The organism is Actinoplanes octamycinicus, from assembly GCF_014205225.1.
GTDB lineage: Bacteria > Actinomycetota > Actinomycetes > Mycobacteriales > Micromonosporaceae > Actinoplanes > Actinoplanes octamycinicus.
In genome coordinates this window covers 9,367,482-9,390,891 of sequence record NZ_JACHNB010000001.1, presented here as the reverse complement: position 1 = coordinate 9,390,891, position 23,410 = coordinate 9,367,482, and the positions used below count along the sequence as shown (strand labels likewise).

At 74.8% G+C, this 23,410-nt stretch carries 17 protein-coding genes; 6 read left to right on the top strand and 11 right to left on the bottom strand.

Annotation, left to right across the window (positions count from 1 at the left end):
* Nucleotides 1-23: 23 nt before the first annotated feature.
* On the bottom strand, nt 24-1,415 hold the full coding sequence (locus BJY16_RS42535; RefSeq protein ID WP_185045353.1) for a protein kinase family protein: 1,392 nt from the start codon (nt 1,413-1,415) through the stop codon (nt 24-26).
* On the bottom strand, nt 1,412-1,762 hold the full coding sequence (locus BJY16_RS42530) for a hypothetical protein (RefSeq protein ID WP_185045351.1): 351 nt from the start codon (nt 1,760-1,762) through the stop codon (nt 1,412-1,414). Before BJY16_RS42530 ends, BJY16_RS42535 begins: the two co-directional genes overlap by 4 nt.
* 126 nt (nt 1,763-1,888) lie before the next feature.
* On the opposite strand from BJY16_RS42530, the gene BJY16_RS48845 reads away from it, so the two are divergent.
* Together BJY16_RS48845 and BJY16_RS42520 are read left to right on the top strand one after the other, a co-directional pair.
* A complete protein-coding gene (locus tag BJY16_RS48845) occupies nt 1,889-4,531 on the top strand; it encodes a CHAT domain-containing protein (RefSeq protein ID WP_185045350.1) in 2,643 nt (880 codons plus the stop codon).
* A gap of 9 nt (nt 4,532-4,540) precedes the next feature.
* A complete protein-coding gene (locus BJY16_RS42520; protein WP_185045348.1) occupies nt 4,541-6,520 on the top strand; it encodes a hypothetical protein in 1,980 nt (659 codons plus the stop codon).
* Between the two features lie 23 nt (nt 6,521-6,543).
* Here BJY16_RS42520 and BJY16_RS42515 read toward each other — a convergent pair whose 3' ends face one another.
* On the bottom strand, nt 6,544-8,454 hold the full coding sequence (locus BJY16_RS42515) for a hypothetical protein (RefSeq protein WP_185045347.1): 1,911 nt from the start codon (nt 8,452-8,454) through the stop codon (nt 6,544-6,546).
* A complete protein-coding gene (locus BJY16_RS42510; RefSeq protein ID WP_185045345.1) occupies nt 8,451-10,346 on the bottom strand; it encodes a caspase family protein in 1,896 nt (631 codons plus the stop codon). The genes BJY16_RS42515 and BJY16_RS42510 overlap by 4 nt, the downstream gene beginning before the upstream one ends.
* Before the next feature lie 310 nt (nt 10,347-10,656).
* On the opposite strand from BJY16_RS42510, the gene BJY16_RS42505 reads away from it, so the two are divergent.
* Together BJY16_RS42505 and BJY16_RS42500 are read left to right on the top strand one after the other, a co-directional pair.
* Entirely contained in the window at nt 10,657-11,628 is a 972-nt protein-coding gene (locus tag BJY16_RS42505) for a hypothetical protein (protein WP_185045343.1), read from the top strand.
* Nucleotides 11,629-11,714: 86 nt separating this feature from the next.
* On the top strand, nt 11,715-11,957 hold the full coding sequence (locus BJY16_RS42500; protein ID WP_185045341.1) for a hypothetical protein: 243 nt from the start codon (nt 11,715-11,717) through the stop codon (nt 11,955-11,957).
* On the opposite strand, the gene BJY16_RS42495 is transcribed toward BJY16_RS42500, so the two are convergent.
* The 4 genes from BJY16_RS42495 to BJY16_RS42480 all read right to left on the bottom strand — a co-directional run bounded on the left by BJY16_RS42495 (nt 11,877) and on the right by BJY16_RS42480 (nt 16,081).
* The gene (locus BJY16_RS42495; protein ID WP_185045340.1) at nt 11,877-12,890 is read right to left on the bottom strand and encodes a hypothetical protein; all 1,014 of its coding nucleotides are present in this window, start codon (nt 12,888-12,890) and stop codon (nt 11,877-11,879) included. The two genes, BJY16_RS42500 and BJY16_RS42495, sit on opposite strands and share 81 nt — an antisense overlap.
* 203 nt (nt 12,891-13,093) lie before the next feature.
* A complete protein-coding gene (locus BJY16_RS42490; RefSeq protein WP_185045338.1) occupies nt 13,094-13,792 on the bottom strand; it encodes a Crp/Fnr family transcriptional regulator in 699 nt (232 codons plus the stop codon).
* Nucleotides 13,793-14,306: 514 nt separating this feature from the next.
* Nucleotides 14,307-15,458, bottom strand: coding sequence for an acyl-CoA dehydrogenase family protein (locus BJY16_RS42485; RefSeq protein ID WP_185045336.1), 1,152 nt, complete (start codon nt 15,456-15,458; stop codon nt 14,307-14,309).
* Nucleotides 15,459-15,460: 2 nt separating this feature from the next.
* Nucleotides 15,461-16,081, bottom strand: coding sequence for a TetR/AcrR family transcriptional regulator (locus BJY16_RS42480; RefSeq protein WP_185045335.1), 621 nt, complete (start codon nt 16,079-16,081; stop codon nt 15,461-15,463).
* 115 nt (nt 16,082-16,196) lie between these two features.
* Here BJY16_RS42480 and BJY16_RS42475 point away from each other — a divergent pair, with 115 nt between their 5' ends.
* Both BJY16_RS42475 and BJY16_RS42470 read left to right on the top strand, forming a co-directional pair.
* The gene (locus tag BJY16_RS42475) at nt 16,197-18,983 is read left to right on the top strand and encodes a type II toxin-antitoxin system Rv0910 family toxin (RefSeq protein ID WP_239176676.1); all 2,787 of its coding nucleotides are present in this window, start codon (nt 16,197-16,199) and stop codon (nt 18,981-18,983) included.
* Nucleotides 18,970-20,571 (top strand): AMP-binding protein, encoded by a 1,602-nt coding sequence (locus BJY16_RS42470; RefSeq protein ID WP_185045333.1) that lies wholly within the window; start codon nt 18,970-18,972, stop codon nt 20,569-20,571. Before BJY16_RS42475 ends, BJY16_RS42470 begins: the two co-directional genes overlap by 14 nt.
* A gap of 25 nt (nt 20,572-20,596) precedes the next feature.
* Here the strand turns inward: BJY16_RS42470 and BJY16_RS42465 are convergent, their stop codons facing one another.
* The 3 genes from BJY16_RS42465 to BJY16_RS48840 form a co-directional block, all read right to left on the bottom strand.
* On the bottom strand, nt 20,597-20,746 hold the full coding sequence (locus BJY16_RS42465) for an SHOCT domain-containing protein (protein WP_185045331.1): 150 nt from the start codon (nt 20,744-20,746) through the stop codon (nt 20,597-20,599).
* A gap of 71 nt (nt 20,747-20,817) precedes the next feature.
* On the bottom strand, nt 20,818-21,273 hold the full coding sequence (locus tag BJY16_RS42460) for a DUF3052 domain-containing protein (RefSeq protein ID WP_239176674.1): 456 nt from the start codon (nt 21,271-21,273) through the stop codon (nt 20,818-20,820).
* Between the two features lie 173 nt (nt 21,274-21,446).
* On the bottom strand, nt 21,447-23,279 hold the full coding sequence (locus BJY16_RS48840) for a GGDEF domain-containing protein (protein WP_185045329.1): 1,833 nt from the start codon (nt 23,277-23,279) through the stop codon (nt 21,447-21,449).
* Nucleotides 23,280-23,410 lie beyond the last annotated feature (131 nt).

The window sequence follows — 23,410 nt, the reverse complement described above, 5'->3', positions numbered from 1 at the left end:
GCGGTGCTCCTAGAACGGGACGGTCACCTGAGGGTGCTGAGAAGTTCGGCGGCGCAGATCGCCAGGACCACGCTGCTGCTGACCACGGCCGGGGTGCGGCCGGGCCGGTGCTGGTCGACCTTGAGGGTCTGCAGCAGCACGATCAGGGCGAGGATCCCGGCCACCGGGAAGAGGCAGATGGTCATCAGGGCGATCGGCAGGTACCAGCGGATCCCGCCGTCCATCGCCCAGAGGGCGAGCCGGCCGGCCGGCGGCTCGGAATAGCGCGGCGGCGGCACCGGGCGCGGCGGCGCCGGGGCGAACGGGGGCATCCGCGGTGGCGGCGGCGCGAACGGGGGCGTCCGCGGTGGCGGCGGCCGCATCCCCGGCGCGGGCGACGGCGGTGGCGGCGGTGGCGGCGGCCGGGTGCCGGGGCGCACGCCGGGTGGCGGCGACGGCGGTGGCGGCGTCGGCGGCAGTGGGGTGAAGGTCACCGGATCCGGCTTCGGCATCCCGAGCGCCCGGTCCAGCTTGGCCAGGGCGGCATCGTCGTACTTCCCGCCGACGATGTACACCTGCATCAGCGTGGTCACCCACTCGGCCGGCTCCGGCCGCCGGCTCGGGTCGAGCGGATCGGTCAGCCCGCGACGCAGCAGCCCGGCGATCCGCGGATCCAGGTCGTCCGGGATCTGGCTGGGCGCCGCCCAGGTCCCGTTCACCTTGGGCAGATTCCCGCCGGCCGGCAGCAGCAGCCCGCGGTAGAACGCCAGCGCCAGGCAGTACCAGTCGCTGTAGTGGTCCTGGGCCGGCACCACCCGGTCCACCACGCGCGGATCGGTCCAGTAGTTCGCCTGCACCCCGCTGGTCGGCGGCGGGTCCTGCGGCACCATGCCGTCACAGTCGATCAGGTACGCCGCCGGCTCCGGCCGCAGCGTCCACGCCACGTTCTTGGCGTTCACGTCGCCGTGCACCAGGCGCTTGCTGTGCACGAAGGCGAGGATCTCGGCCATCCGCAGCAGCACCACCATCCGGTACGTCGCGGCCGGCGGCCCGGACCGTCGCATGACCAGGAACTCGATGGTGTTCACGCAGTTCAGCGTCGGGTGGAAGTACCGGTCCGGGATGGCCGGCAGGACACAGCCGACGATCCGGCCGCCGGCGTCCCGGACCACGTCCACCGGCCAGTTGATCGACGACTCCGGCCGCGACCCGATCTCCTGACCCTGCCGGATCAGCACGTCCCGGCCGATGTCCACCAGCCGCTGCAGGTGCTCGGCCGGCGGCGCCTTGTCCGGCGAGTGGTACTCCTTGTAGACCCACTTCGGGTCGGTGGTGCGGAAGATGCTGCCCACCCCGCCCGCGTTGATCGCCTCGCCGACCACGGTGTAATCGCCGTGCGTCCCGCGGACCCGGCGGGTGGTCTGCGCCGGGCTCATGCGGTGCCCAGTCCGGAGACCGAGTCGATGGTCCCGGTGATCCGGCCGGAGTTGCCGCACCGCGGACAGGTGAAGACCTCCCAGCTGTCGTCGTGACAGCTGAGCTCCTTGCAGCGGCCGCAGTGGACGAACCCGTCCGCGCCGCAATAGGGACATCCCGGATAGGCCGGCGTGGTGCCGAACCCGCCGTGCACCGGGCCGCCGTCGCCCGGCGGGATGACACTTCCCGGACGCTGCTTGGACGCTCCCACCGCCACGAACATGCTCCCGTCCCAGCGGAACCGCAGGACCGTGGGCAGGCGCTGGGAGCTGCAGACCATGCTGACGAACATCACTTCCTGGTCCATCGCCGGTGCGCTTCCTCTCGTACGTGTTTCCTCGCGCCGACATCTGACGGACAGGCCGCGCGCTCCCCGGCGTACCGGAATCGGTCCGTCAGATCCCGGTGGCGAGACGGACCTGGAGGTGACCGGATGATCGAGGCGGGGATCGGCGCGCGGTGCGCGGCCATCGGCCGCGCCGCCCGCGGCGAGGGAGATCTCGACGCGGCGGTCGCCGACCTGTTGCGGTTCCCGGACGGATTTCCGGTACGCGGCCCGCTCGCCGCCGCCCTCGTCGGCCGGCTGTTGCGGGACACCGCCGACGGTTCCGACATCCGCCGCGTCCAGCAGGTCGACGCGCTGCTGCGGCTCGCCGACGCGGACCCGCCGGGCGACCCGGCCTGGCCCCGCCAGCGGTGCGCCGCGCGGGCCGCCTCGATGCTGCTGGCGATCGCCGAGTCCCGGCTCACCGACCCGCGGGCCGCGCTCGCCGAGCTGGCCGCCTTCCCGGACGATCCGGCGGCCCGCACCCTGGTCGGGCTGGCCCGGATGGCGGTGCTGCGCGAGCAGGCCCGCGCCGACGGCGACGAGGCCCCGCTGCTGCGCGTGGACCGGGAGATCGCCGCGATCCGCGAGCAGGCCGCCGGGCTGCCCGGCGCGGACGGGCACGCCGACCTGCTCGACGCCGCCTACCGCGCGTGGACCGCCAACGAGCGCGGGGAGGATCCGGGGGACGCGTTCCGGCAGCTCAAGACGGTGTTCGACGGTCTGCCCGCGGACCACCCGGCGCGATCCGGGCTGGACGACCTGATGCGCGTCGCGGAACCGTTCGCCCGGCTGATCGACGACCCGGAGACCCCGCTCGACCCGGCCGACCTGGCCGCGCTCGGCGAGCTGGCCGACCGGCCCGGGATCAGCGACCACGACCGGGCGCTCTTCCTCGGCGGCGCCGGGCTGGCCGAGTTCGCCATGGACAGCGACCGGGACCGGGTCGACGCCGGCATCGACCGGATCCGGGCCGCGCTGCGGGTGCTGCCGGCCGGTCACCCGGGCCGCGCCACCCAGCTCGGGCTGCTCGCCATGGGCCTGTTCCGCCGCAACGAGCTGGGCGGCGGGATCGCCGACCTGCGCGCGGCCGCCGAGGCGCTGGAGGAGGCCCGGACGCTGGCCGGCGGGCCGCGGCACCCGCAGTGGGCGATGATCAACGAGATGCTGTCGGTGGCCCGCCGGCGGCTGCCCGGCAGCACCGACGCCGGGCAGGCCTCGCTGGACGGCCTGCGCCGGCACGCCTGGCGGGCGCTGATCCAGTCCAGCCCGGCGGCGACCCGGTCGGCGGTGCGCGACGCGGCCCGGGACGCGATCGACGTGGCCCGGCAGTTCCTCAGCGACGGGGACCCGGCCGGGGTGCTGCGGGCGCTGGACTCCGGGCGCGGGCTGGCGCTCTACGCGGCCACCCAGACCGCCGGGGTGGCGGAGCGGCTGGACCGGGCCGGGCGTACCGGACTGGCCCGGCGCTGGCGGGCCGCCCGGGCCGGCGGCGACCCGGAGAGCCTGCCCGCCGCGCTGCGCGCCGAGGTGTGGTCGGCGCTGGCCGAGACCGGCGACACCGCGCTGCTCGACCCGCCCGGCCTCGACGAGATCCAGGCCGCGCTGGCCCGGCTGGACGCCGACGCGCTGGTCTACCTGGTGCCGGCCGACGGGGTGCAGCCCGGCTTCGCGGTGCTCGCCCCGGCCACCGGCCCACCGGCCTATCTGATCCTGCCGTTCCTGCGGGTGGACGCCGAGGTGGACGTGGAACGCTACCTGCGCAGCCTGGCCCGCGACCTGGGCCCGGCGCCGGCGCCCGGCGGCGACGACCTGGTCGCGGCCGTCGAGCGGATGTGCGACTGGGCGTGGCGGGCGGCGATCGGCCCGCTCATCGAACGGGCCCTGCCCCGGGTGGCGCCGGCCACCGCGCGCCGGGTGCCCCGGGTGGTGCTGGTGCCGATGGGCGAGCTGGCCCGGATCCCGTGGCACGCCGCGCGCGGCGGCGACGGCCGGTACGCCGTGCAGCGGATCGCCATCTCGCAGGCCGCCTCGGCCCGGATGCTCTGCCACTCGGCCGCCCGGCCACCGATCCCGGTCAGCCCGCTCGGCCTGGTCGTCGGCGACCCGGACACCGGCGGCGCGGCCCGCGACCTGCCGGCCGCCCGGCTCGAGGCGTTCGCCGTGCAGCGCACCTTCTACGGCGGCGCCCGCTACGTCGGCCGGCTGCCGGACGGCCCGGTCAGCCCGTCCGGGGCCGGTGCCGCCGGCGAGGTCCGGGACTGGCTCACCGACGCCGGCCCGTGCGCCGGCGACCTGCTGCACCTGGCCTGCCACGGGGTGGTCGACACCGCGGCCGGGGAGGCGTATCTGCTGCTCGCCGGCGGCGACCGGCTGACCGCGCGGGACCTGGCCGACGGCCGGGACATCGGGCTGGTGGTGCTCGCCGCCTGCCACACCGGGCGGTCGGTGCACGGCTACGACGAGGCGTACAGCCTGGGCACCACGTTCCTGGCGGCCGGCGCCCGCTCGGTGCTCTCCACCCAGTGGGCGATCCCGGACGGGGCCACCGCGCTGCTGATGTTCGTCTTCCACCACCACCTGGTCACCCGCGGGCTGCCGCCCTGGCAGGCGCTGCGCGAGGCGCAGCTGTGGATGCTCGACCCGGCCCGGGACCGGGAGCTGCTGCCCGCGCCGCTGCGTGACCGGCTCGACCACGCCGACCCGGCCGACCTGGTCGCCTGGGCCGGCTTCACCCACTGGGGACAGTAGGAGCCGCCGATGTACGACGACCGCATCACCGCCCTGCGCGCGTTGCTGGCCAGGCGTACCGGCCCGGCCCGGTTCCGGCCCCTCGCCGAGCTGGGCCAGCTGCTCGCCGCCCGGGCCTGGCAGACCGGGATCGGCACCACCGCGGCGAAACCCGACGTGGACGCCGCCGTCGAGGCGCTGACCGAGGCCCGGACCTGGAGCGACCCGGACGACACCCACCGGTACCGGCTGGCCGCCGTGCTCGGCACCATGCTCGCCGGGCGGAGCCTGGCCTACGGCGGGCCGGACACCGACCGGGAACTGGCCATCGAGGTCCTGGAGGAGTCCCAGGGCAGCCCGGCGGTGCACGGCCCGGTCGACGACAGCTGCCGGCTGTTCCTCGGGCTGCTCCTGATCAGCCGGGCGGTCGCCCCGCTGCACGACTCGGAGCTGCTGCTCACCGCGGTCCGCACGCGCACTCCGCTGCCCGGGACGGCCGACGTGGACCGGGCGACCGGCCTGTTCCGGACCCTGATCGAGAACCATCCGGAAAGCACCGAGATCGGCCGGCTGGCGCGGACCTCGCTGACCGCGGCCGAGGCGATGCGCGACCTGGTGGAGGCGCTCGGCCGGGGCGGGCAGGGCCTGGACTTCAACAAGATGATCTCGGCGATGCAGCGGCTCAAGGAGACCCCGGGCCCGGCGGGCGGTGGGCTGACTGTGCCGATGCCGTCGTTCCTGGACGTGGAGGCGGTGCTGAACGGCGACGCCCTCGACTACCCGGTCGCCGTGGTCACCTCCCCGCCATCGGCGCCGTCACCGGCCACCTCGTCACCGGCCGGTCCGTCATCGGCGGGCGCGGCACCGGCCACCCCTTCGTCGGGGAGTCCCTCGGCCGCCGCCGCGTCGCGGGCCGTGCCGCGGCAGCGGGCGGCGACCGCTGCCGCCGAGGTGGAGGCGTTGCGCCGGGCGGCTCGCGACCGGCTGGTCCGCGGCGCCGGTCTCTGGACCGCGGTCGCCACCCGGCTGCTGCCGGACGCGCCGCCCCTGTCCGCCGCCGTCGTGGACGACCTCGCCGCGATCAGCGCGGCGGTTCTGCACCGCGGCGGCACCCGCTCCGGTGATCACGTGCTCGCCGCCTTCGCCCGCTACCAGCGCAGCCGTCTCACCGCGGGGCTCGCGGGGGAGTGGGACGACGACCTCCGGATGGCCGGCCGGCATCTGCTCGACGCCGCCGGTCAACTCCCCGCCGCCCCCGCCGACCTGGTCGCGGTCACCTGCGCCCTGGCCGGACTCCTCGACGAGCGCTACCCGACCGGCGCGGTGCTGACCGGTCTGGCGAACCGGCTGGCTCCCGTCCTGGAAGCGGTGCACCGCGTCGGCGCGCAGGCCCTGGCCGTCCCGCAACCCGGCGGCTGCACCCTGCTGGGCGCCACCGAGCCGGACCGGGTCATCGCCCTCGGCCGCCGGCCTCTGCGGGGTCATGACGGGATCGTCTCCTACGTCCCCACCGCCGCCACCCTGATCGACCTGTCCCAGCGGCCTCGTCCCACCCCCGGACGCCGGCCGGTCTTCCTCGGCGAGCCGACGGGCGACGCCGCCACCCTCTACGACGCCTTCTACCGCGACGCCGCACCGGCCGACCGGCTCGTCGTCCACCTGGACGCCCACCAGACCCCGGAGGAACGCCACGGCCTGGCCATCCTCGCCGACCCCAGCGGCACCGGCTTCCCGGACCGCGCCGACGCCCTGCTCGCCGCCGGCCTCACCAGCGTGATCGGCTGGCACCGCCCGGTCCCCGCCGAGGTCGCCGCCCCGGCGCTCTTCGCCCTGCACCACCACCTGCTCACCGAGGGCCGGCCGCCGGCCGTGGCGGTCCACCTGACCCACCAGTGGCTGCGCGACCCGGCCCGCCCGGAGATCCCCGGGCTGCCACCCGCCTGGTCGGCCGCCCTCACCGGCCCGGCCGCGCACTCCCACGCCGCGGCGCTCGTCCTGCGCGGCATCTGACGTGCGCTGGCAGCCGGCGGCGGTCAGCGTCCGAGGTCGCTCAGCAGACCGGCCGACCGCGCGCACCGGACCGGCGAATCCTCGTCCCAGGGCACCGCCGCCAGCTGCCCGAACGGCACCACCACCATCCGCCGGCCGGCCTCCGGGAGCCGCCCGAGCAACTCGTCCAGCACCGCCTGCCCGGCCCACCCGCGCAACTCCTCGATCGGCACCCCGAGCAGCGGTGCCGGCAGCACGTCCACCGAACCGTCCGCGGTGACCAGCACCGCCCGGCCGGGCAGCAGATGCACCAGGGCATCCGCTTCCACCTCGGCCAGCGCCGCGCGCACCCGGCCCAGGCTGACCGGTTCGGCGGTCCGGCCCAGCTCCCGGTTGCGGGCCGCGTCCAGCACCGCGACCAGGTCCCACGCCGCGTCCGGATCGGCGCCGAGATCGGCCGCGCACCAGCCGATGACCTGCGCCGCCCACTCGGGCTGCCGGCCCGGCGCCGCCGAACACAGCGCGTCCAGTCCGAGCCGCCGCACCCCGCCCAGGTTGCCGGTACCGCTGAGCCGCAACATCTCGCCCAGCGCGACCGCCACCTCGGCGCCGCCCGCCGTGCGTGCCCCGCCGGCCAGCCGCAGCGCCAGCCGATGCGACCGAACCGCCCGCGCCGCCACCTCCAGCTCACCGACCTGCGCCCGGGCCAGCACCGCGTCCACGTTCGCGGCCAGCCCGGCGATCCGTCCCCGCAGCGGCTCGTTCCCCTCCGGAACCCGCTCGATCAACCGTTCCAGCTCGTCCCGGGCCGCCCGCAGCCCGCCGAGATCGCCGTTGCGCCCGGCCTGCGCCGCGGTTCCGGCCGCCACCAGCATGGCCGCCGCGATCCGCAGCACCGCCGGCTGCGCACCGCCACGGCCGCCGCCATCGCGGCTGCTGGTGCTCCCGCTGCCCACCAGGCCGATGTCCGAGACATCTGGCATCGGCCCGTCGCCGGTCAGCGACCCGAGCACCCCGGCCACGGTTCGCAGATAGGGCTCGTCCGCACCGGCCAGCCCCTGCGCCTGCGCCACCATCTTCCCGGCCCCGGCCAGGTCCCCGTCCCGGAGCAGCCGCATGGCCCGGAGCAGCAGATCCCCACCCGTCGGTCCACCGCTCGGCGTCGGCACCGGCTCCGCGCGCTGCGCCGGCGCCGTCCCGGTCGGCGCACCGGAGCCGATCAGCGCGTCGTACTGGTCCAGCAACGTCCGCACCTGATCAAGCGAAGCCGCCCAGTCCGGCCCGCCGTGAGCCTGCTCCGCCACCGGCAGCAAGGCCCGCACCCGCTCCCCGTCGAACGGCCCGAAGTCCGCCTTCACCGCCATCACCTCGGCGCAGGCGAGCAGCCCGGCCAGCACCCCCCGCTGTTCCGGGTCCTCGGCCCGGTCCAGCAGCCGATGCCCGTCGGCGATCAGCCCGCGGATCGGCGCCGGCCCCACCCCGGTCCCGCTTCGTCCGCTCTCGATCAGCCCCACCTCGGTCCGGAGCCGGTCCTGCATCACCGCCACCAGCACCTCGTCCGGCAGCGCCCGCACCCGCATCCCGTCCAGCACCCGGGCCGAACTCTCCAGCAGCCCGACGTCCCCGCTGAGGAATCCGGCCAGCCGCTCCGCCGCCGCGCCCCGCAGCCACACCCACCAGTCCTCGTCCGGGTCCAGCTCCGCCATGGCCCGCCGCAGCAGGTCCGCGGCCCGCCGCGCCCCGTCGGCGTCCGGCCCCCGCTCGGCCCGCTGCAGCACCAGCTCACCGAGCCGCCCCAGCCGGGCCCCGTCCAGCGGCCCGGCCCGCTCGACCGCCGCGATCGCCACGTCCAGGTCCGCCGGATCACCGGACTGCTGATAACGCTCCAGCGCCGCCCACTCCGCGGTCGCCTCCACACCCCGCAGCCCGGCGGCGTCCGCATCCGCGCCGCTCACGCCAGGTCCTCCCCGAGCCGCGGCACCACGATCTCCAGGTTCACCGTCTCGGTCGTCCACTCGTACGCCGCACCCTTCTCCCGCGCCGCCCCGAGGTCCCGCCCGATCGCCTGCCCGCCCAGCCGTTCCAGCAGCCCTCGCCGCCCGAATCCGCCCCGGCTGCCGACCGGCTCACCCAGCTCCGGCATCAGGAACGGCTGCTGGCTGAACTGTTCCTCGGCCACGAACAGCTTGAGCCGGTCCCGGACCCGTACCCCGGGCCGGGGCGCCGTCCGGTCCGGCAGGAACGCCCGGACCCGCTGCCCGTCCAGCGCCACCCCGCGCTCACCCGGCCCGATGAAGTCGCCGGGGAACAGCAGCGCGTGCGCCTTGAACCGCGGCGTCAGGTCGAGCAGCACGCAGTACAGCTTCCGGTCGGTGGTGTTGTGCAGCCGCAGGAAGAACTCCGGCGGCTGCCAGCCGGCGTTCGACCACCGGTACGGCAGCCGGTACACCCCGGCCACCGTGCTCAGCGGCTCCCCGCCGGTGCGCGGCGCCAGCTCCTGCCCGGGCGCCGGCCGGAGCAGCTCGATCCGTACCGGCCGGCCCAGCGACGAGGCCGGGTTGGCCAGCCGGGACAGCAGCCACCACCGGGCGAGGTGCTCGACCGCCGGCACCAGCCGGCCGGTGTCCGTCTCGGTGAGCACCGCGCCGTGATGGTCGGTGATCGTCACCCGTCCCGGCCCGCCCGTCCGGATCCGCAGGTCCGGCACGGTGGTGTCGCCGTCCACCACCCGGACGTGCGGGGACGCCGCCAGCCCGGCCGGGTCGAGGCCGGCGACCGCCACGGTGGCCCGCGGCAGCGGCACGTCGGTCAGCACCACCGGGAACTGCTCGCCGTCCCGCGGCTGCCATCCGTCGCACGGCTCGACCAGGCTGGTCAACGCCCGGACCCGGGTCACCGTCGCCTCCCGCGTGGTCCCGTGCACCCCGACCCGTACGCCGCCGTCCTCGGGCAGCCCGTGCACCGCCCCGGCGTCGATCGCCCACCCCTCCCGGGTGTGCCGCATCCGGATCCCGGTGCCGGCCCGGCGTACCGTCCCGTCCAGGAATTCGTGGTCGGCCAGCGGCGACGCGGCCGGCCGCAGCTGCGGCACCTGCCCGGACCTCAGCTCGACCGCGGTCTGGGTGGCGGCCAGCAGCTCCCGGTAGGTGGCGTCCGGCCCGAGCCGGCGCAGCGCGTCCAGCAGCGCCCAGCTGAACACCCCGTGCACCGTCCCGCCGATGGTGCGTTCCCGGGCCGCCTCGTCGGAGCGGCAGGCGGCCAGCGCGACGTGCTCCGGCGCCGGCTGCCCGGCCCGCCGGAGCAGTTCCTCGATCAGCGAGTCCGGCCCGCGGTCCGGGGCCGGCGGCACCGACCGGGCCCGGGCCGCCGGCTCCTGCCCGAGCAGCTCCCGGGTGGCCCCGTCGGCGTGGCAGCTGTCCAGCACCACGGCCACGTGCCGGGCCCGCTCGGCGACCACGTCGAGCAGCACCGACAGCTCCTTGTCCCACAGGTCCGGCACGCCCGGGGTGCGGCTGTCCGCGCAGACCAGGGTCTGCAGCCGGCCGGTCGGCTCGCGGAACCAGGCCCAGTCCGGGACCGGCGCGGCCGAGCCGTGCCCGGCGAACCAGAGCAGCGCGGTGTCGTCCCGCCCGGCCCGGCCCAGGTGCGCGCGGATCGCGGCGATCACCGCGGCCCGGGTCGCGTCGTCGTCGAGCAGCAGCCGGGTGTGCACCCGGCAGCCGGGCGCCGCGTCGATGGTGAGCTGGGCAGCCGCGGCGCGCACGTCGTTGGCGCAGCCGTGCAGCGGCGGGATGTCCGGGGACCGGTACCGGTCGATGCCGACCAGCAGGGCGTACAGATCGGGCACGAGCGTCCTCCCGGGGGCGGCGACCACGACACCGATGTCTGACGGACCAGCCGGGGTCGGCATCCACCGGAAGGGTTGCCCGGGCCGCCGGATATCGCCCGCGGTGGGGCTGTTGGTACTGATCGGGTACCTGAACCGGGTTACTCGGCGGGCCGGGCCCTCGCGGAGCGCCGGTGCGCGCGGGGAAGCTGCAAACCACTTGGACGGCAGCTGAGGAGAAGCGGTGGGCGAGACGAGCGTACGAATCCGGCCGGCGCGGGCGACGGGCGGAGCGCTCCACCGGTCACGGAACGCGGCTTCCGGCGTACGGATGCTGTCCGATCTGGCCGCGGACGGCCTGCTCGCCGCGGCCGCGGCCCCGGGCAGCCCGCGCCGTGCGGCCCTGACCCGGGCCGCCTACGACCTGGTGTGGCCGATCGTGTTCACCCGGCTGACCCGTCGCGTCGAGCTGCAGCGCGGCCACCCGGCCTGCGCGTCCGGCGTGGACCGGCTGGCCGACGACTGTCTGGACCGGTTCCACGACGACGTCGAGGCGGTCATCGACGACCTGCTCACCCACGCCCGCCAGCCGATTCTGCGACTGGAGGCCTGGGTGGCCGCCCGGGTCGGCGCGGCCACCGTCAACGCGCACCGGCGCCGGCGCGGCGCCCGCGGCGCGTTGCAGCGTCCGCGGCTGCCCGGCTGGCTCGCCGCCGAGCTGGGCCAGGACCGCTGGCTGAGCGCCCTGGCGGTGGACATCCTGGTCTGGGTCGGGGTGCGCGGCACCGCCGGCACCGGCACCTGGCCGCTGGAGTCGTGGGCGCAGCAGCGGGCCCGGCACACCGGCGACTGGACCGGCAGCTCGCCGGCCACCGTGGCCCGCGACGTCGACCGGGTGCTGGCCGCGATGCGCCGCCGCCCGGCCTGGTACGAGTCGTTCGTCGAGCGCCCGCTCGGCGCCAAGCAGCCGCCGGTCGCGGTGACCGGGGTGGACGCCTACGGCGAGCCGATCGCCCCGCTGCCGCTCACCGAGCCGGACCAGCAGGTCGAGTCGGAGCTGCAGCGCCTGGCCGCCGAGGCGGTCCGCGCGCTGCGGGTCCGGCTGGCCACCGGCGAGCCCGCCGAGGCGGCCGTGGCCGAGGTGATCCGTTCGGTCTTCGGCGGTGTGCTGACCAGCACCCTGGACCAGCCGCCGCACCTGGCCGCCGACCCGGTCGGCGGGATCACCGGCGCGCTCACCGAGCCGGACCGCCTGAACCGGATCGTCGCCGCCGCGCTCACCATCGTCGCCACCCCCGACTGACCGCTTCCGAGGGACGCACGTCCGTCAGAGATGTGCGAACCCCTGGAGGTGCCATGGCGGGTGCAGAATCATTACATGATCACCAGGTGCGGACACCGCTGATGGAACTCAGCCCCGAGCAGGCCGAGCGGCTGCGACGGCTGCTCGAGGACGAGTTGCGGGCGGCCGCCCGGGCCGCGGCCGACGACGGCGTCCCGGCGGCGGTGCTGGCCGAGGAGCTGGCCGGCCGCCACCGGGCACTGCGGGCGTTAGCCGCCGAGCTCGCCGATGATCCGCACCACCCGGCCGATCAGGGCGTCCCGGGCGACGGGGTCGCCGAGCAGCGCTGACAGCCGCGCCTCCGGGCCGGACTCGCCGCCCGGCGGGCGGTCGATCTCGTCCACCCCGGTGCCGTCCAGGAACAGCGTGCGCAGCACCGTCTCCACGGTCCCCGGCACGTCCCGGCCGCCGGCCAGCCCGGCCGTGATCGCCTGGACCGCGGCCGCCGCGGTCTCCACGATCCGGGCCTCGGCGAGGTCCGCCGGGTCGGCGGTCAGCGGGCGCGGGTCGCCGGGCCGGTCCCCGGGCGAGCCGGCCACCGGCGCGGTCTTGCCGCCGAGCGGCCGCTCGACGTGCGCCTCGTACCACTGCGGCCGGCGGCGCATCGCGGCCAGCACCACGTCCACCTCGGCCTGCACCCGGGCCGGGGTGCTGCCCTCCCGGTCGCCGGTGAACCCGGCCCGGTCCCGCGCCCACACCTCGACCGGCCAGAGCACCGCGCCCGCCCCGGCCGGCAGGCCCACCCAGACCAGCAGGCGCAGGGCCAGCTCGTGCAGCCACGGATCGTCGGGCAGGGCGGCGGCCAGCGCCCGGGTCATCCGGGGCCGTTGCAGGGCGCCGCGGGCGCCGCGCCGGCGCCGGTGCCCGTCGATGGTGGCGTGCGGCGCCCGGGCGGCCAGCCAGGCCTCCAGGTCGCGGATCGGCCGGGTCACCGTGAACAGATGGTCGACGACGGCCTCCACGTCGTCGTGGAAGCCGTCCAGGCAGGGACCGTCCAGCCGGCGCAGGTCCCGGGCGCAGTGCGGGTGCCCGCGCCGCAGCTCCAGCCGCCGGGTGACCACCTCGAAGACGATCGGGTGAGCGATCGTCCAGGCCTGCTGGTAGAGCGCCCGCCGCTCGCCCGCCGGGATGGTGCCGAGCGCGCCGCGGGCGGCCAGCTCCCGCAGCCCGTCCTGGTCGCCGGCCGCCCGGGCCCGGGCGGCCGGCTCGTCGACGAGGGTCACCGCGTGCCCTCCGAGAATTCGCTGCAAGGTGCCCCCCACCCATCAGCGACAGTCATCAGACCCTCACTTTCGGTAACATATTCGGCATGTCACCGATCCCCGCTATCGGTGCCACGGCCGGTCAGGCACGTGGAAGCACATTGGAGCACCAGTCCGGCAGTGACTTTCCGTTATATGGCGGAGTCCGGCAACGTCGGGAGTCGTCAGGTCCACTCGGCGTGCTCGACGAGATCGCGGAGCCCGTCCTCGTCGAGCACCACGATCCGCCGGTACCCGGTCCGCAGCAGCCGGTCGGCGCGCAGCTGGCGCAGCGCCCGCTGCACGGTGTCCTCGCGGGCGCCGATCAGGTAGGCCAGCTCGGTCTGGGACAGGTCGACGGTGATCCGCACCCCGTCGTCGACCGCCTCGCCGCAGCTGGTGGCGATCTCCAGGAGCACCCGGGCCAGCCGCACGTGCGCCGGGAACGCGGAGAACTCGGTGCGCCGCTCGTTCGCCCAGCGCAGCCGCCGCCCGATGGTCGCGGCGACCTGGACCGCCACGTTCGGATGCTTGCCGACGAAGTCCATGAAGTCGCGCTGCCGGATCACCGTCGACACCACGTCACCGCAGGTGGTCACGGTCGCGGTCCGCTCGCTGCCGGTGAACGCGGCGAACTCCCCGACGATGTCCCCGGGCAGCCGGATCGCCAGCAGCCGCGGCACCCCGCCGACCTGCCGGGTCACCTTGACCTGCCCCTCCCGGAGCAGCTCCACCTGGGTGTCCCGGTGCCCCTCGGCCAGCAGCGTCCGCCCGGCCGGCAGCCGCCGCGTGGCCCCCAGCGCGAACAGCTCGTCCCGCTCAGCAGCGCTGATCAGATCCAGAAAGGACCCCGGCGCCCAGGCCGGCTCGCCAGCTCCCGTCATGCTGCCATTGCATACGGTCGCCGACCCACCACGCAACACCACGGTCTGCTTTCGGTGCGCCCTCCTCCTCTCGCTGCCGCGATGCCGCTTGCCTGCGCGCGGATCTTTTCCGGTACGACTGGCAGCTCTGTGCGAACCGGCCCGCGAGGCTGCGGCCCGCGCACGACCGCAGCGCGTGTCGTGCGGGTCCGCCGGCGAACCGCGAGGCCCATCGCTGGTCACGGCCGCGGCCGCGCCCCCGGTCCCCGGCTGGGTCTCATGGGTCTTTCACAGGGGTTGAGGCACCCCTGAGGACCAGCCGAGGGGCGGGAGCGCGGCCGCTACCGTGACCAGCGGCGGGCAACGCGGTCCACGAGCGGACCCGCACGACACGCGCAGCGGTCGTGCGCGGGCCGCAGCCTCGCGGGCCGGCTGCCACCGGGCTGCGAGTCGTACCAGAAAGGGATGCGCAAGAAATCGGGCGACATCGCGGCAGCGGGGATGGTCGTCATCGCTCGCGACGCGCCGAATCGGCCTATCGGTCGTATTGGAAGATCTTCGCGGCGAGGTCGGTCATCACCTCGCTGGCGCCGGCGCCGATCCCGAGGATCCGGCTGTCCCGGTAGTGCCGCTCCACCTCGGACTCCCGCAGATAGCCCATCCCGCCGTGCAACTGGACCGCCTCGTCCACGACGTGCTTGCACGCGTCCACCGCGGCGTTCTTGGCCAAGCACACCTCCCCGGCCACCCAGTCGCCGGCGGCGTGCCGGGCGGCGACCCGGCGGGTGAAGGTGCGGGCCAGTTCGATCCGCTGCCGCATCTCGACCAGTTTGTGGCGGACCACCTGGCGGCTGATCAGCGGCCGGCCGAAGGTGTCACGCCGCCGCACCTGGTCCAGGGTGAGGTCCAGGCAGCGCTGCGCGACCGAGTAGGCGTGCACCGCCGCGACGATCCGTTCCGGCACGAAGACCTGGGCGATCAGCGGGAAGCCGCCGTTCTCCGCGCCGATCAGGTTGGCGGCCGGCACCCGGCAGCCGGTGAACGACAGCTCGGCGGTGTCGGAGCAGAGCCAGCCCATCTTGTCGAGTTTGCGGGACACCGCGAAGCCGGGCGTGCCGCGCTCGATCACCAGCATGCTGATCCCGGCCGAGCCGGGGCCGCCGGTGCGCACCGCGGTGGTCACGAAGTCGGCGCGGGTGCCCGAGGTGATGAACATCTTGGCGCCGTCGACCACGTAGTCGTCGCCGTCGCGGACCGCGGTGGTGCGCAGCGCGCCGACGTCGGAGCCGGCGTCCGGTTCGGTGACGCCGAGCGAGCACACCAAGGAGCCGGCCAGCGCCGGGCGGACGAACCGGTCGATCAGCTCCGGGCCGCCGGCCGCGATCATGTGGGGCAGCGCGATGCCGTGGGTGAACAGCGCGGCGTGGCAGCCGGACGAGCCGCCCGCCTCCAGGAACGCCTCGGTGGCGACCACCATGTCGACCGTGTCGCCGCCGTCGCCACCCACCTCCTCGGGGAACCCGATGCCGTAGAGTCCCGCCTTCGCGGCGCTGGCGTGCAGCTCGCGCGGGATCTCCCCGGCTCGCTCCCAGTCGTTCAGGAAGGGCAGGATCTCTCTGCGTACGAAGGCAGCCATCGCCTCGCGCAGGGTGGCGCGTTCCGCGGTCTCGAACGGGTCGTCATACATCCTCAGGTTCCCTTCGCGCGTTCGACGAGGGTGTCCGGGGCGCGCCGGCCGAGCAGGATCGCGGCCGCCCTCTTCCACCGGCGGATCAACAACTCGCGGCGGCCCAGCTCCCCGCTGACGATGCTGGTCATCACCAGGCCGGTCATCACCTCGAAGGTCATCTGCACCACGGTCGGCACCCGCGGGTCGTCGCCGAGCAGCGTGGTCGCCCGCTCGTGCAGCACCCCGAAGATCTCTTTCTCCACCGGCATCAGCGCGGCCCGCAGCTCGGCGTCGGTGCGGGCCGCGTTCCACATCTCCAGGGCGGCCCAGAACAGCGGGGCGGAGAAGTGCCGCCAGACGCTGTCGATGAACGCGTCCAGCTCGTCCGCCTCCGCGGGCAGCGCGGCCAGCTCGGCGACCATGGCGTCCATCCGCCGCCGGGCGACGTGCTGCACCGAGGCGACCAGCAGGTCGACCTTGGTGGGGAAGTGGTGCAGCAGAGTGCCGCGGGGCACGTCGGCGCGGGCCAGCACCTCGGCGGTGGTGGTCTCGGCATATCCCCGCTCGACGAGCGACTGACAGGTGGCGTCGAGGATCCGGAGCCGGGTGGCCTCGCTGCGCTGGGCTTGCGTGCGCCTCACGGCACTTACCGTACGACCTGACGGTAACCGCGGTCCACTGCGGACTTTCCTGGCCGTTTTCGGTCTTGTCGTGACCCAGGTCACTGGCTTACCGTCACGCGAGACTGTTGGGGGGATGTCGATGCGCTTCGGTCGCCGAGCCGTGCCCGCACCACCGCCCGCCGTGGAGCCGCCGCGCCGGCTGAACCGGCCCTGGACCCTGTCTGTCCCCCTCGGCGCCCCGCCCGACCGGGTGCTCGCCTACCTCGCCACCCCGGCGCGGATGGCGGACTGGCTGGTCATGCACACCGGCTGGCCGGCCCCGCCGCCGGGCGCGATGGCCGAGGGCGGCCGGTTCGCGCAGCGGGTCAAGCTGATGGGCACGCCGGTCGAGGTGCGCTGGACGGTCCGGGGGCTGTCCGATCGGACGGTCTGGCTGGACGGGACCGGGCCGATGGGGATCGAGGTCGGGCTCTACCTGTCGGTCGCGCCCGCGGACGGCGGGGCGCTGGTCCGGCTGGACGGCGGCGTGCAGGGCGGGCCGACGGACGGCCCGTTGGGGCCGATGGTGGCTCGCAGTCTCACCGACGCGTTGCGGAGCTCGCTCCAGCGATTGAGCCAGGTCTCGCCCGAGCGATGGAGTCATGCGAAGCCCACCGCCACGGTCAGTCCAGCCCTGATAAACCGCGAAAAGTCCGGAAAAATTGTGCATCGGGAGACTGGTCGGGAGATCGACCCGTGGACGCCCGTCATCGTCGGCTCCGCGCAACGCGTCGAACGCTTCCACCACCCCGGCGGCTCCGATCCGCTCACGCTCGCCGTGCACGCCATGCGCGACGCCGACAGCAGCACCTACCAGGCCGGCAACAACCTGGTGAGATCAGCCGACACGGTGGGCTGGGTGGCCAGCGTCTCCTGGCAGTTCGCGGACGGTGCCGCGTTGCTCGCCGAACGGCTCGGAGCCCGCCCGGCGCAGACCGTGCAGACCGGCCTGTTCGGCGGCGACGGCCCGCTGCGCCTGCTCAACGACATCGCCGCGGCGATCGCCCGGGGCGAGACCCGGATCGCGCTGCTCGGCGGCGCGGAGGCCGCCGCGACGGCGGCGGCCGCAGAGGGCGCCCGACGGCGGCTGGACTGGCCGAAACAGCGCGGGAGCGCGGCGCCGACCCGCGTGCTGGGCATCGACCGGGAACCCAACAACACCGCCGAGACCGCCGCCGGCCTCACCTCTCCGCTGCACGTCTACGCCCTGATCGAGTCGGCCCTGCGCCGCCGGGACGGCCTCAGCGTGGACGCGCACCGGAAGAAGATCACCGAGATCTGGTCCCGGATGTCCGAGGTGGCCGCCGGCAACGGGTGCGCCTGGCTGCCGCAGGTCCGGACCGCCGCCGAACTGGCTGCCCCGGACCGCGACAACCGCCCGGTCTCCGGGCCCTACACCAAGCTGCTCACCGCGAACCTGCAGGTCAACCAGGCAACCGGCATGATCGTGTGCAGTGCCGAGGCGGCCCGGGAGGCCGGGATCGGCCAGCAGAACTGGACCTTCGTGCACGCCGGGGCGCATGCCACGGATGAGTGGTTCGTGACCGAGCGCGCCGACCTGACCACCTCGCCCGCTCTGCGCGCGGTCGGCCGGGCGGTGCTCGGCCACGCCGGACTCACCATCGACGACATCCGCTACCTCGACCTGTACGCCTGTTTTCCGTCAGCGGTGCAGATCGCCGCCGCCGAGCTGGGCGTGCCGGACGACGACCCGGACCGGCCGCTGACCGTGACCGGCGGCCTCACCTTCGCCGGCGGCCCGGGCAACAACTACGCCAGCCACGCGGTGGTCAACCTGATCAGCCGGCTGCGCCACGACCCGGGCAGCTACGGCCTGGCCACCGCCGTCGGCTGGTACATGACCAAGCACGCCGCCACGGTGCTCTCCACCCATCCGCCCGCCGCGGAGTTCCGCGACATCGACGCGGACGTGCGCCTCCATCGCCCAACACGAAAAGTCGCGTCACATGCCGATGAAACGGGCGTGCTGGAAGGCTATACCGTCACGTATCGCCGGGACGGCACCCCGGAAGCCGGGATCGTCACCGAGATCCTGGACGACGGCACCCGGGTGGTCCGGGCCACCGAGCCGCTGGACGGGGATCCGTTCGCCGGCCCGCCGGTGCCGCTGCCGCCGCCGGGCGAGCCGCCGGTTGTCGTCGAGTGGCACGGCCCGGTCACCGAGATCCGGCTCAACCGGCCCGCCGTCCGCAACGCCGTCGACCTGGCCACCGCCCGCGCCCTGGAACGCGCGATCGACGACTTCGAGGCCGACCCGGACGCCCGGGTCGCCGTCCTCACCGGCGCCGGCCCGGTCTTCTGCGCCGGCATGGACCTGAGAGCCGCCGCCCGCGGCGAATACCCGATCACCGAGGGCCGCGGCCTGCTCGGGCTGACCGGCAAGCCGCCGAAGAAGCCGCTGATCGCCGCGGTCGAGGGGGCCGCGCTGGCCGGCGGGTTCGAGCTGGCGCTGGCCGCCGACCTGATCGTCGCCGCCGAGGACGCCCTGTTCGGCATCCCCGAGGTCAAGCGCGGGCTGGTCGCCGCGGCCGGGGGAGTGCTCCGGCTGGCCCGCAGCCTGCCCCGGGCCACCGCGCTGGAGCTCGCGCTGACCGGGGACCCGATGCCGGCCCGTCGGCTGCACGACCTCGGGCTGATCAACCGCGTCACGCCGGTCGGCAAGGCGTACGAGACCGCCTTCGATCTGGCCTCCTCGATCGCCGCGCACCCGGCGCTCGCCGTCCTCCTGGCCAAACGCATCGTCGACGAGCAGAGCGACTGGACGACCGCGGAGGCCTTCGACCACCTGTCCGAGATGGCCGGTGCTGTGCTCGGCTCCGCGAGTTTCGACCTACGGAAGGCTGACCGTGAGCGCTCTTGAGAACCTGCACGCGGTGCTGCGGATGCACCAGATCGGCATCGTCAACCTGCTGCGCCCGGACCACCTGGTCAGCGCCGCGATCCGCAACGCCAGGCTCGGCCCGCAGGCCGCGCTGATCATGAAGGCGGCGATCGAGCACCCGCACGCCCCGGCCCTGACCGACGAGCGCGGCACCCTCAACTACCGGCAGCTCGACGAGCAGTCCAACGCGCTCGCCCGGGCATTGAAAGACCTGAAATTTCCGGACAAGTCGGTGATCGGGGTGCTGGCCCGGGACCATCGCGGCCTGGTCCTGACGATCAGCGCCGCGGCCCGCGCGGGCCTGCGCCTCGCGCTGATGAACACCGGCCTCGCCGCGCAGCAGTTCGCCGAGGTGGTGGCCCGGGAGAACGTCCGCGCGGTGCTTTACGACAGCGAGTTCGCCGGCCTGATCGACGCCCTGCCGGACGCCGTCCCGCGCTACCTGACCTGGGCCGACGAGGGCGCCGCCGACAAGACCATCGACATGCTGATCGCCGGGCAGCCGGTCACCCCACTGCCGCTGCCCGACCGCCCGGCCGGCTTCATCATCCTGACCAGCGGCACCACCGGGCTGCCCAAGGGCGCCCCGCGCACCAAGGTGTCGCCGCTGGCCAGCGCGCTGATCGCGGACCGGATCCCGTTCCCCCGGCAGGGCGCCATCGTGGTCGCCTCGCCGCTGTTCCACAGCACCGGGTTCGGCGCCTGGACGGTCGGCATGTCGCTCGCCGACCACGCCGTGCTGCTGCGCCGGATCGACGCCGAGAGCATCCTGCGGGCGATCGCCGAGCACAAGGCGCAGATGCTGGTCGCCGTCCCGACCATGCTCACCCGGATCCTGTCGCTCGACCCGCGGATCCTCGACAAGTACGACACCTCGACGCTGCGGACCGTCTTCGTCGCCGGCTCCCCGCTCGCCCCCGAGCTGACCAACCGCTTCCAGGACCGGTTCGGCGAGGTGATCTACAACGTCTACGGCTCCACCGAGGTCGCGGTCGCCTCGGTCGCCCAGCCCGCCGAGTCCCGGCGGGCGCCCGGCACGGTCGGCAGGCCGCCGGTCACCGTGCACGTCGCCGTCTACGACGACGAGGGCCGGCGGATCGACCGGCCGCACACCACCGGCCGGGTCTTCGTCCGCACCGGCATCCCGTTCGAGGGCTACACCGACGGCCAGCACAAGCAGATCATCGACGGCTTCATGTCCACCGGCGACCGCGGCCACTTCGACGACCACGGCCTGCTCCACATCGACGGCCGGGAAGACGACATGATCATCTCGGGCGGCGAGAACGTCTACCCGCTCGAGGTGGAGAACCTCCTCGCCGAACGCGACGACGTGGTCGAAGCCGCGGTGATCGGCGTCGACGACCCGGAGTTCGGCCGCCGGCTGCGCGCCTTCATCGTCCCCACCGAGGACGCCAGCCGGGATCCGCAGGAGATCCGCGACTACGTGAAGGCGCTGCTCGCCCGCTACAAGGTCCCGCGCGACGTGGTCTTCATCGACGAACTCCCGCGCAACCCCACCGGCAAGGTCATCCGCCGCGACCTGCCCACCGGCCCGCTGCCCTGACCGCTCCGAGCCTCGACCCGGCCGCTCAGAGCCGCGCCAGGATCTCCGACTTCTTCGCGGCGAACTCGTCGTCGGTGACCACGCCGGCCTCGCGCAGCTCACCGAGCCGGCGCAGCTGCTCCATCGGGTCCACCGCGGCCGGGGCGCTCACCGGAGCGGCGGCCGGCGCCATCATCAGCCACCAGCTCGCCGCGGCCAGATCAAGGCCCGAGCGAACGCCGCACCTGACCCTGGCCGTGACCACCGCTAACCGGCTGGTACGCGGATCTCGCGGCGGATGACCAGTCGCAGGCCCGACCAGATCCCGTCGATCGCGCACACCTTGTTGTCGACCAGCCCGGTCGGCAACGCGACTTCACGGATGACGTCCTCGGTGACGTCCGTGGGTACCTTCGACGCCCGCTTCGGCCAGGCGACCCAGAATCCGCCGTTCTGCGCCATACCGCGTCTGACCTCGTCGAGGCGGGACTGCAACGCACCACGTCGGGTCACGAACAGCACGATCACGTCGGTCGGCGCGTCGGTGGCCAGGGCGGGCCGGACGACAACCCCGTCCGGCAGACCATCGAGCGTGGTCGCGAAGCCGTCCGGCGCGTCGAGCAGCGCGACGCGATGACCCGGCTTGATGCCGAGTTTGCGGTACAGCGGCGTGCCCGAGTAGCCGGCCATGTCAGCCCCGCCGCCTCCCCGATCGTCGGTCACCTGTGGCGATGCTAGCCACGCAACCAAGGCTGACGCTCATACCGATCCCGCCGGTCGAGCCGCCACGCCCCATCCGAGCGGATCGCGGCTACTTGTCCGAGGACTGGGCCCGACGTGCGGCCTCGGGTGGGACGGCCGTGCTGGCGCGGCCGCGGACCAGCGCGGGGGCCGAGCTAACCGAGCGTCGCCGGGAGCAGCGGAGTGGCGGCGGCCGCGGGTGTGCCGACCACCTCGGCGGCCTCCAGAGCCAAGAACTCGTCGACCGCGTGCGGGTGGAACTGCACCCCGCGGCAGCGCCGCAGCTCGGCTCGGGCCTGCTCGGCGGTGAACGCCGGGCGATCGGGGCCGGCGGTGCGCAGGAGAGCCCACGCGGCGCAGACCCCGGCCACCATGCTGACCGGCACGTTCTGGTGGTCCGCGCGGCGGCGGACGGCCTCGCTCACCAGCGCGGTCCAGCGCTGGATCTGCCGGTCGACGTCGGCCGGGTCGCTGCCGGCCGGCGTGGCCGCGGTGGTCCACTCCGCATCGCCCACGACGACCCGGTTGCGCCCGCCGCGCTTCGCCGCGTACAGCGCGCCGTCGGCCGCGACCAGCAGTTCCTCGGTGGACGCCGTGCCGGGCAGCACGGCGGCGCCGATCGAGACGGTCACCGTGATCGCCGTACGGTTGTCGACGAGTACCGGAGCCCCGGCGATCCGCTGCCGTAGCTCCTCGGCCAGCGCTGCCAGGCGGCCCGGCACCTCGCCGGTCACCAGCACCGCGAACTCCTCGCCGCCGAACCGGGCGACCACGTCGGTGTCGCGGCAGGCGTCCCGCAGCCGGCCGGCCACCTCTCTCAGCACCTGATCGCCGGCCGGGTGTCCGTAGGTGTCGTTGATGTGCTTGAAGTGGTCCACGTCCACCAGCAGCATCGCGAACGAGCCGCCGTGCCGGGCCGCCCGCTCCCGCTCCGCGCGCAGCGCGTCGGACAGGTGGCGACGGGTGTGGACGCCGGTGAGGCCGTCGGTCATGGCGATCCTGCGCTGCGCCGCGATCAGGCCCGCCATCCGCGTGAGCATCAGCAGGAACAGGACGGCCGAGGCGGTCACCACGACGAGGTCCGAGCTCGCCGCGTGACGCAGGTTCTGCACGGCCAGCACCACCGGGGCCACCAGGGTGGCAACCGCCAGCAGCACCACGCGGTACAGCGTGGCGCCGGATCGGCCCTCCACCGGCTCGGCGACCCGCCGCATCGACGGATGCAACGCGGCCGCGCCGAGCGCGAGGTAGCTGACCAGGTACACCGCGTCCGACCAGCCGCCGTTCTCGTACATCCCGTGCAGGGTCAGCAGGCCGTACGCGGTGTCGGCGAACAGTGTCAAGCCGAGGAACGCCAGCACCAGTTGGTAGGAGGTCTGCCGGGCGCCGCCGCCGAGCAGCAGGCGGATCGCCACGGTGAGCACACACAGGTCCATGACCGGATAGATGGTGGCCGCCACGCGGTCCAACGCGGAGAAGCCCGGCGCGGCGACGGCGGGGTGGATGAGGAACACCCACCACAGCACCGCGGCGGCCACCGCGAGGATCGCGGTGTCGACCAGTGCGGCGGTGTTGCGCTGGGGTGAGCGCCTGCGGCCCAGCAGCACCAGCGCGGCGGCGACGAGCAGGTACTGCGCGAGGTACAGGACGTTGGCCAGCACCGGATAGTTGGTCTCGCTGCCGGTGGTGGTCACGAAGTAGGCGATGTCGGCGCCGGCGTACATCACCTGGCCGGCCGCGAGCAGCCACCACACCGACCGGGCGGCCGGCCGGTGCAGCCGGATGCCCACCGCCATCGCGGCCGCCGTGCCGGCGCTCACCAGGCAGTAGGAGACCACCTGGGCGACGGGGTGCGACGCCGGTATGAGGAAGTGGCCGACAGCCGGCACCGCCGCCGCCAGGCACCACCCGACCCAGGCCAGCGACCAGGGCGCCCGTGAGTTCCCCGGCGCCGTGGTGGTCCGTGGGCCACTGCTCGAAGATGTCACCGCGCCATCCCACCAGCCTCGGGTTGTCGGCCGGGTCGTCCGCGGTTGCCGGACGGTTGCTCGCGGACGGCCGCTGCGGTCCGGCGTGCGCGGATGCCGACCCGTCCGAGGTCCGGCCCGGGGCGAGCACG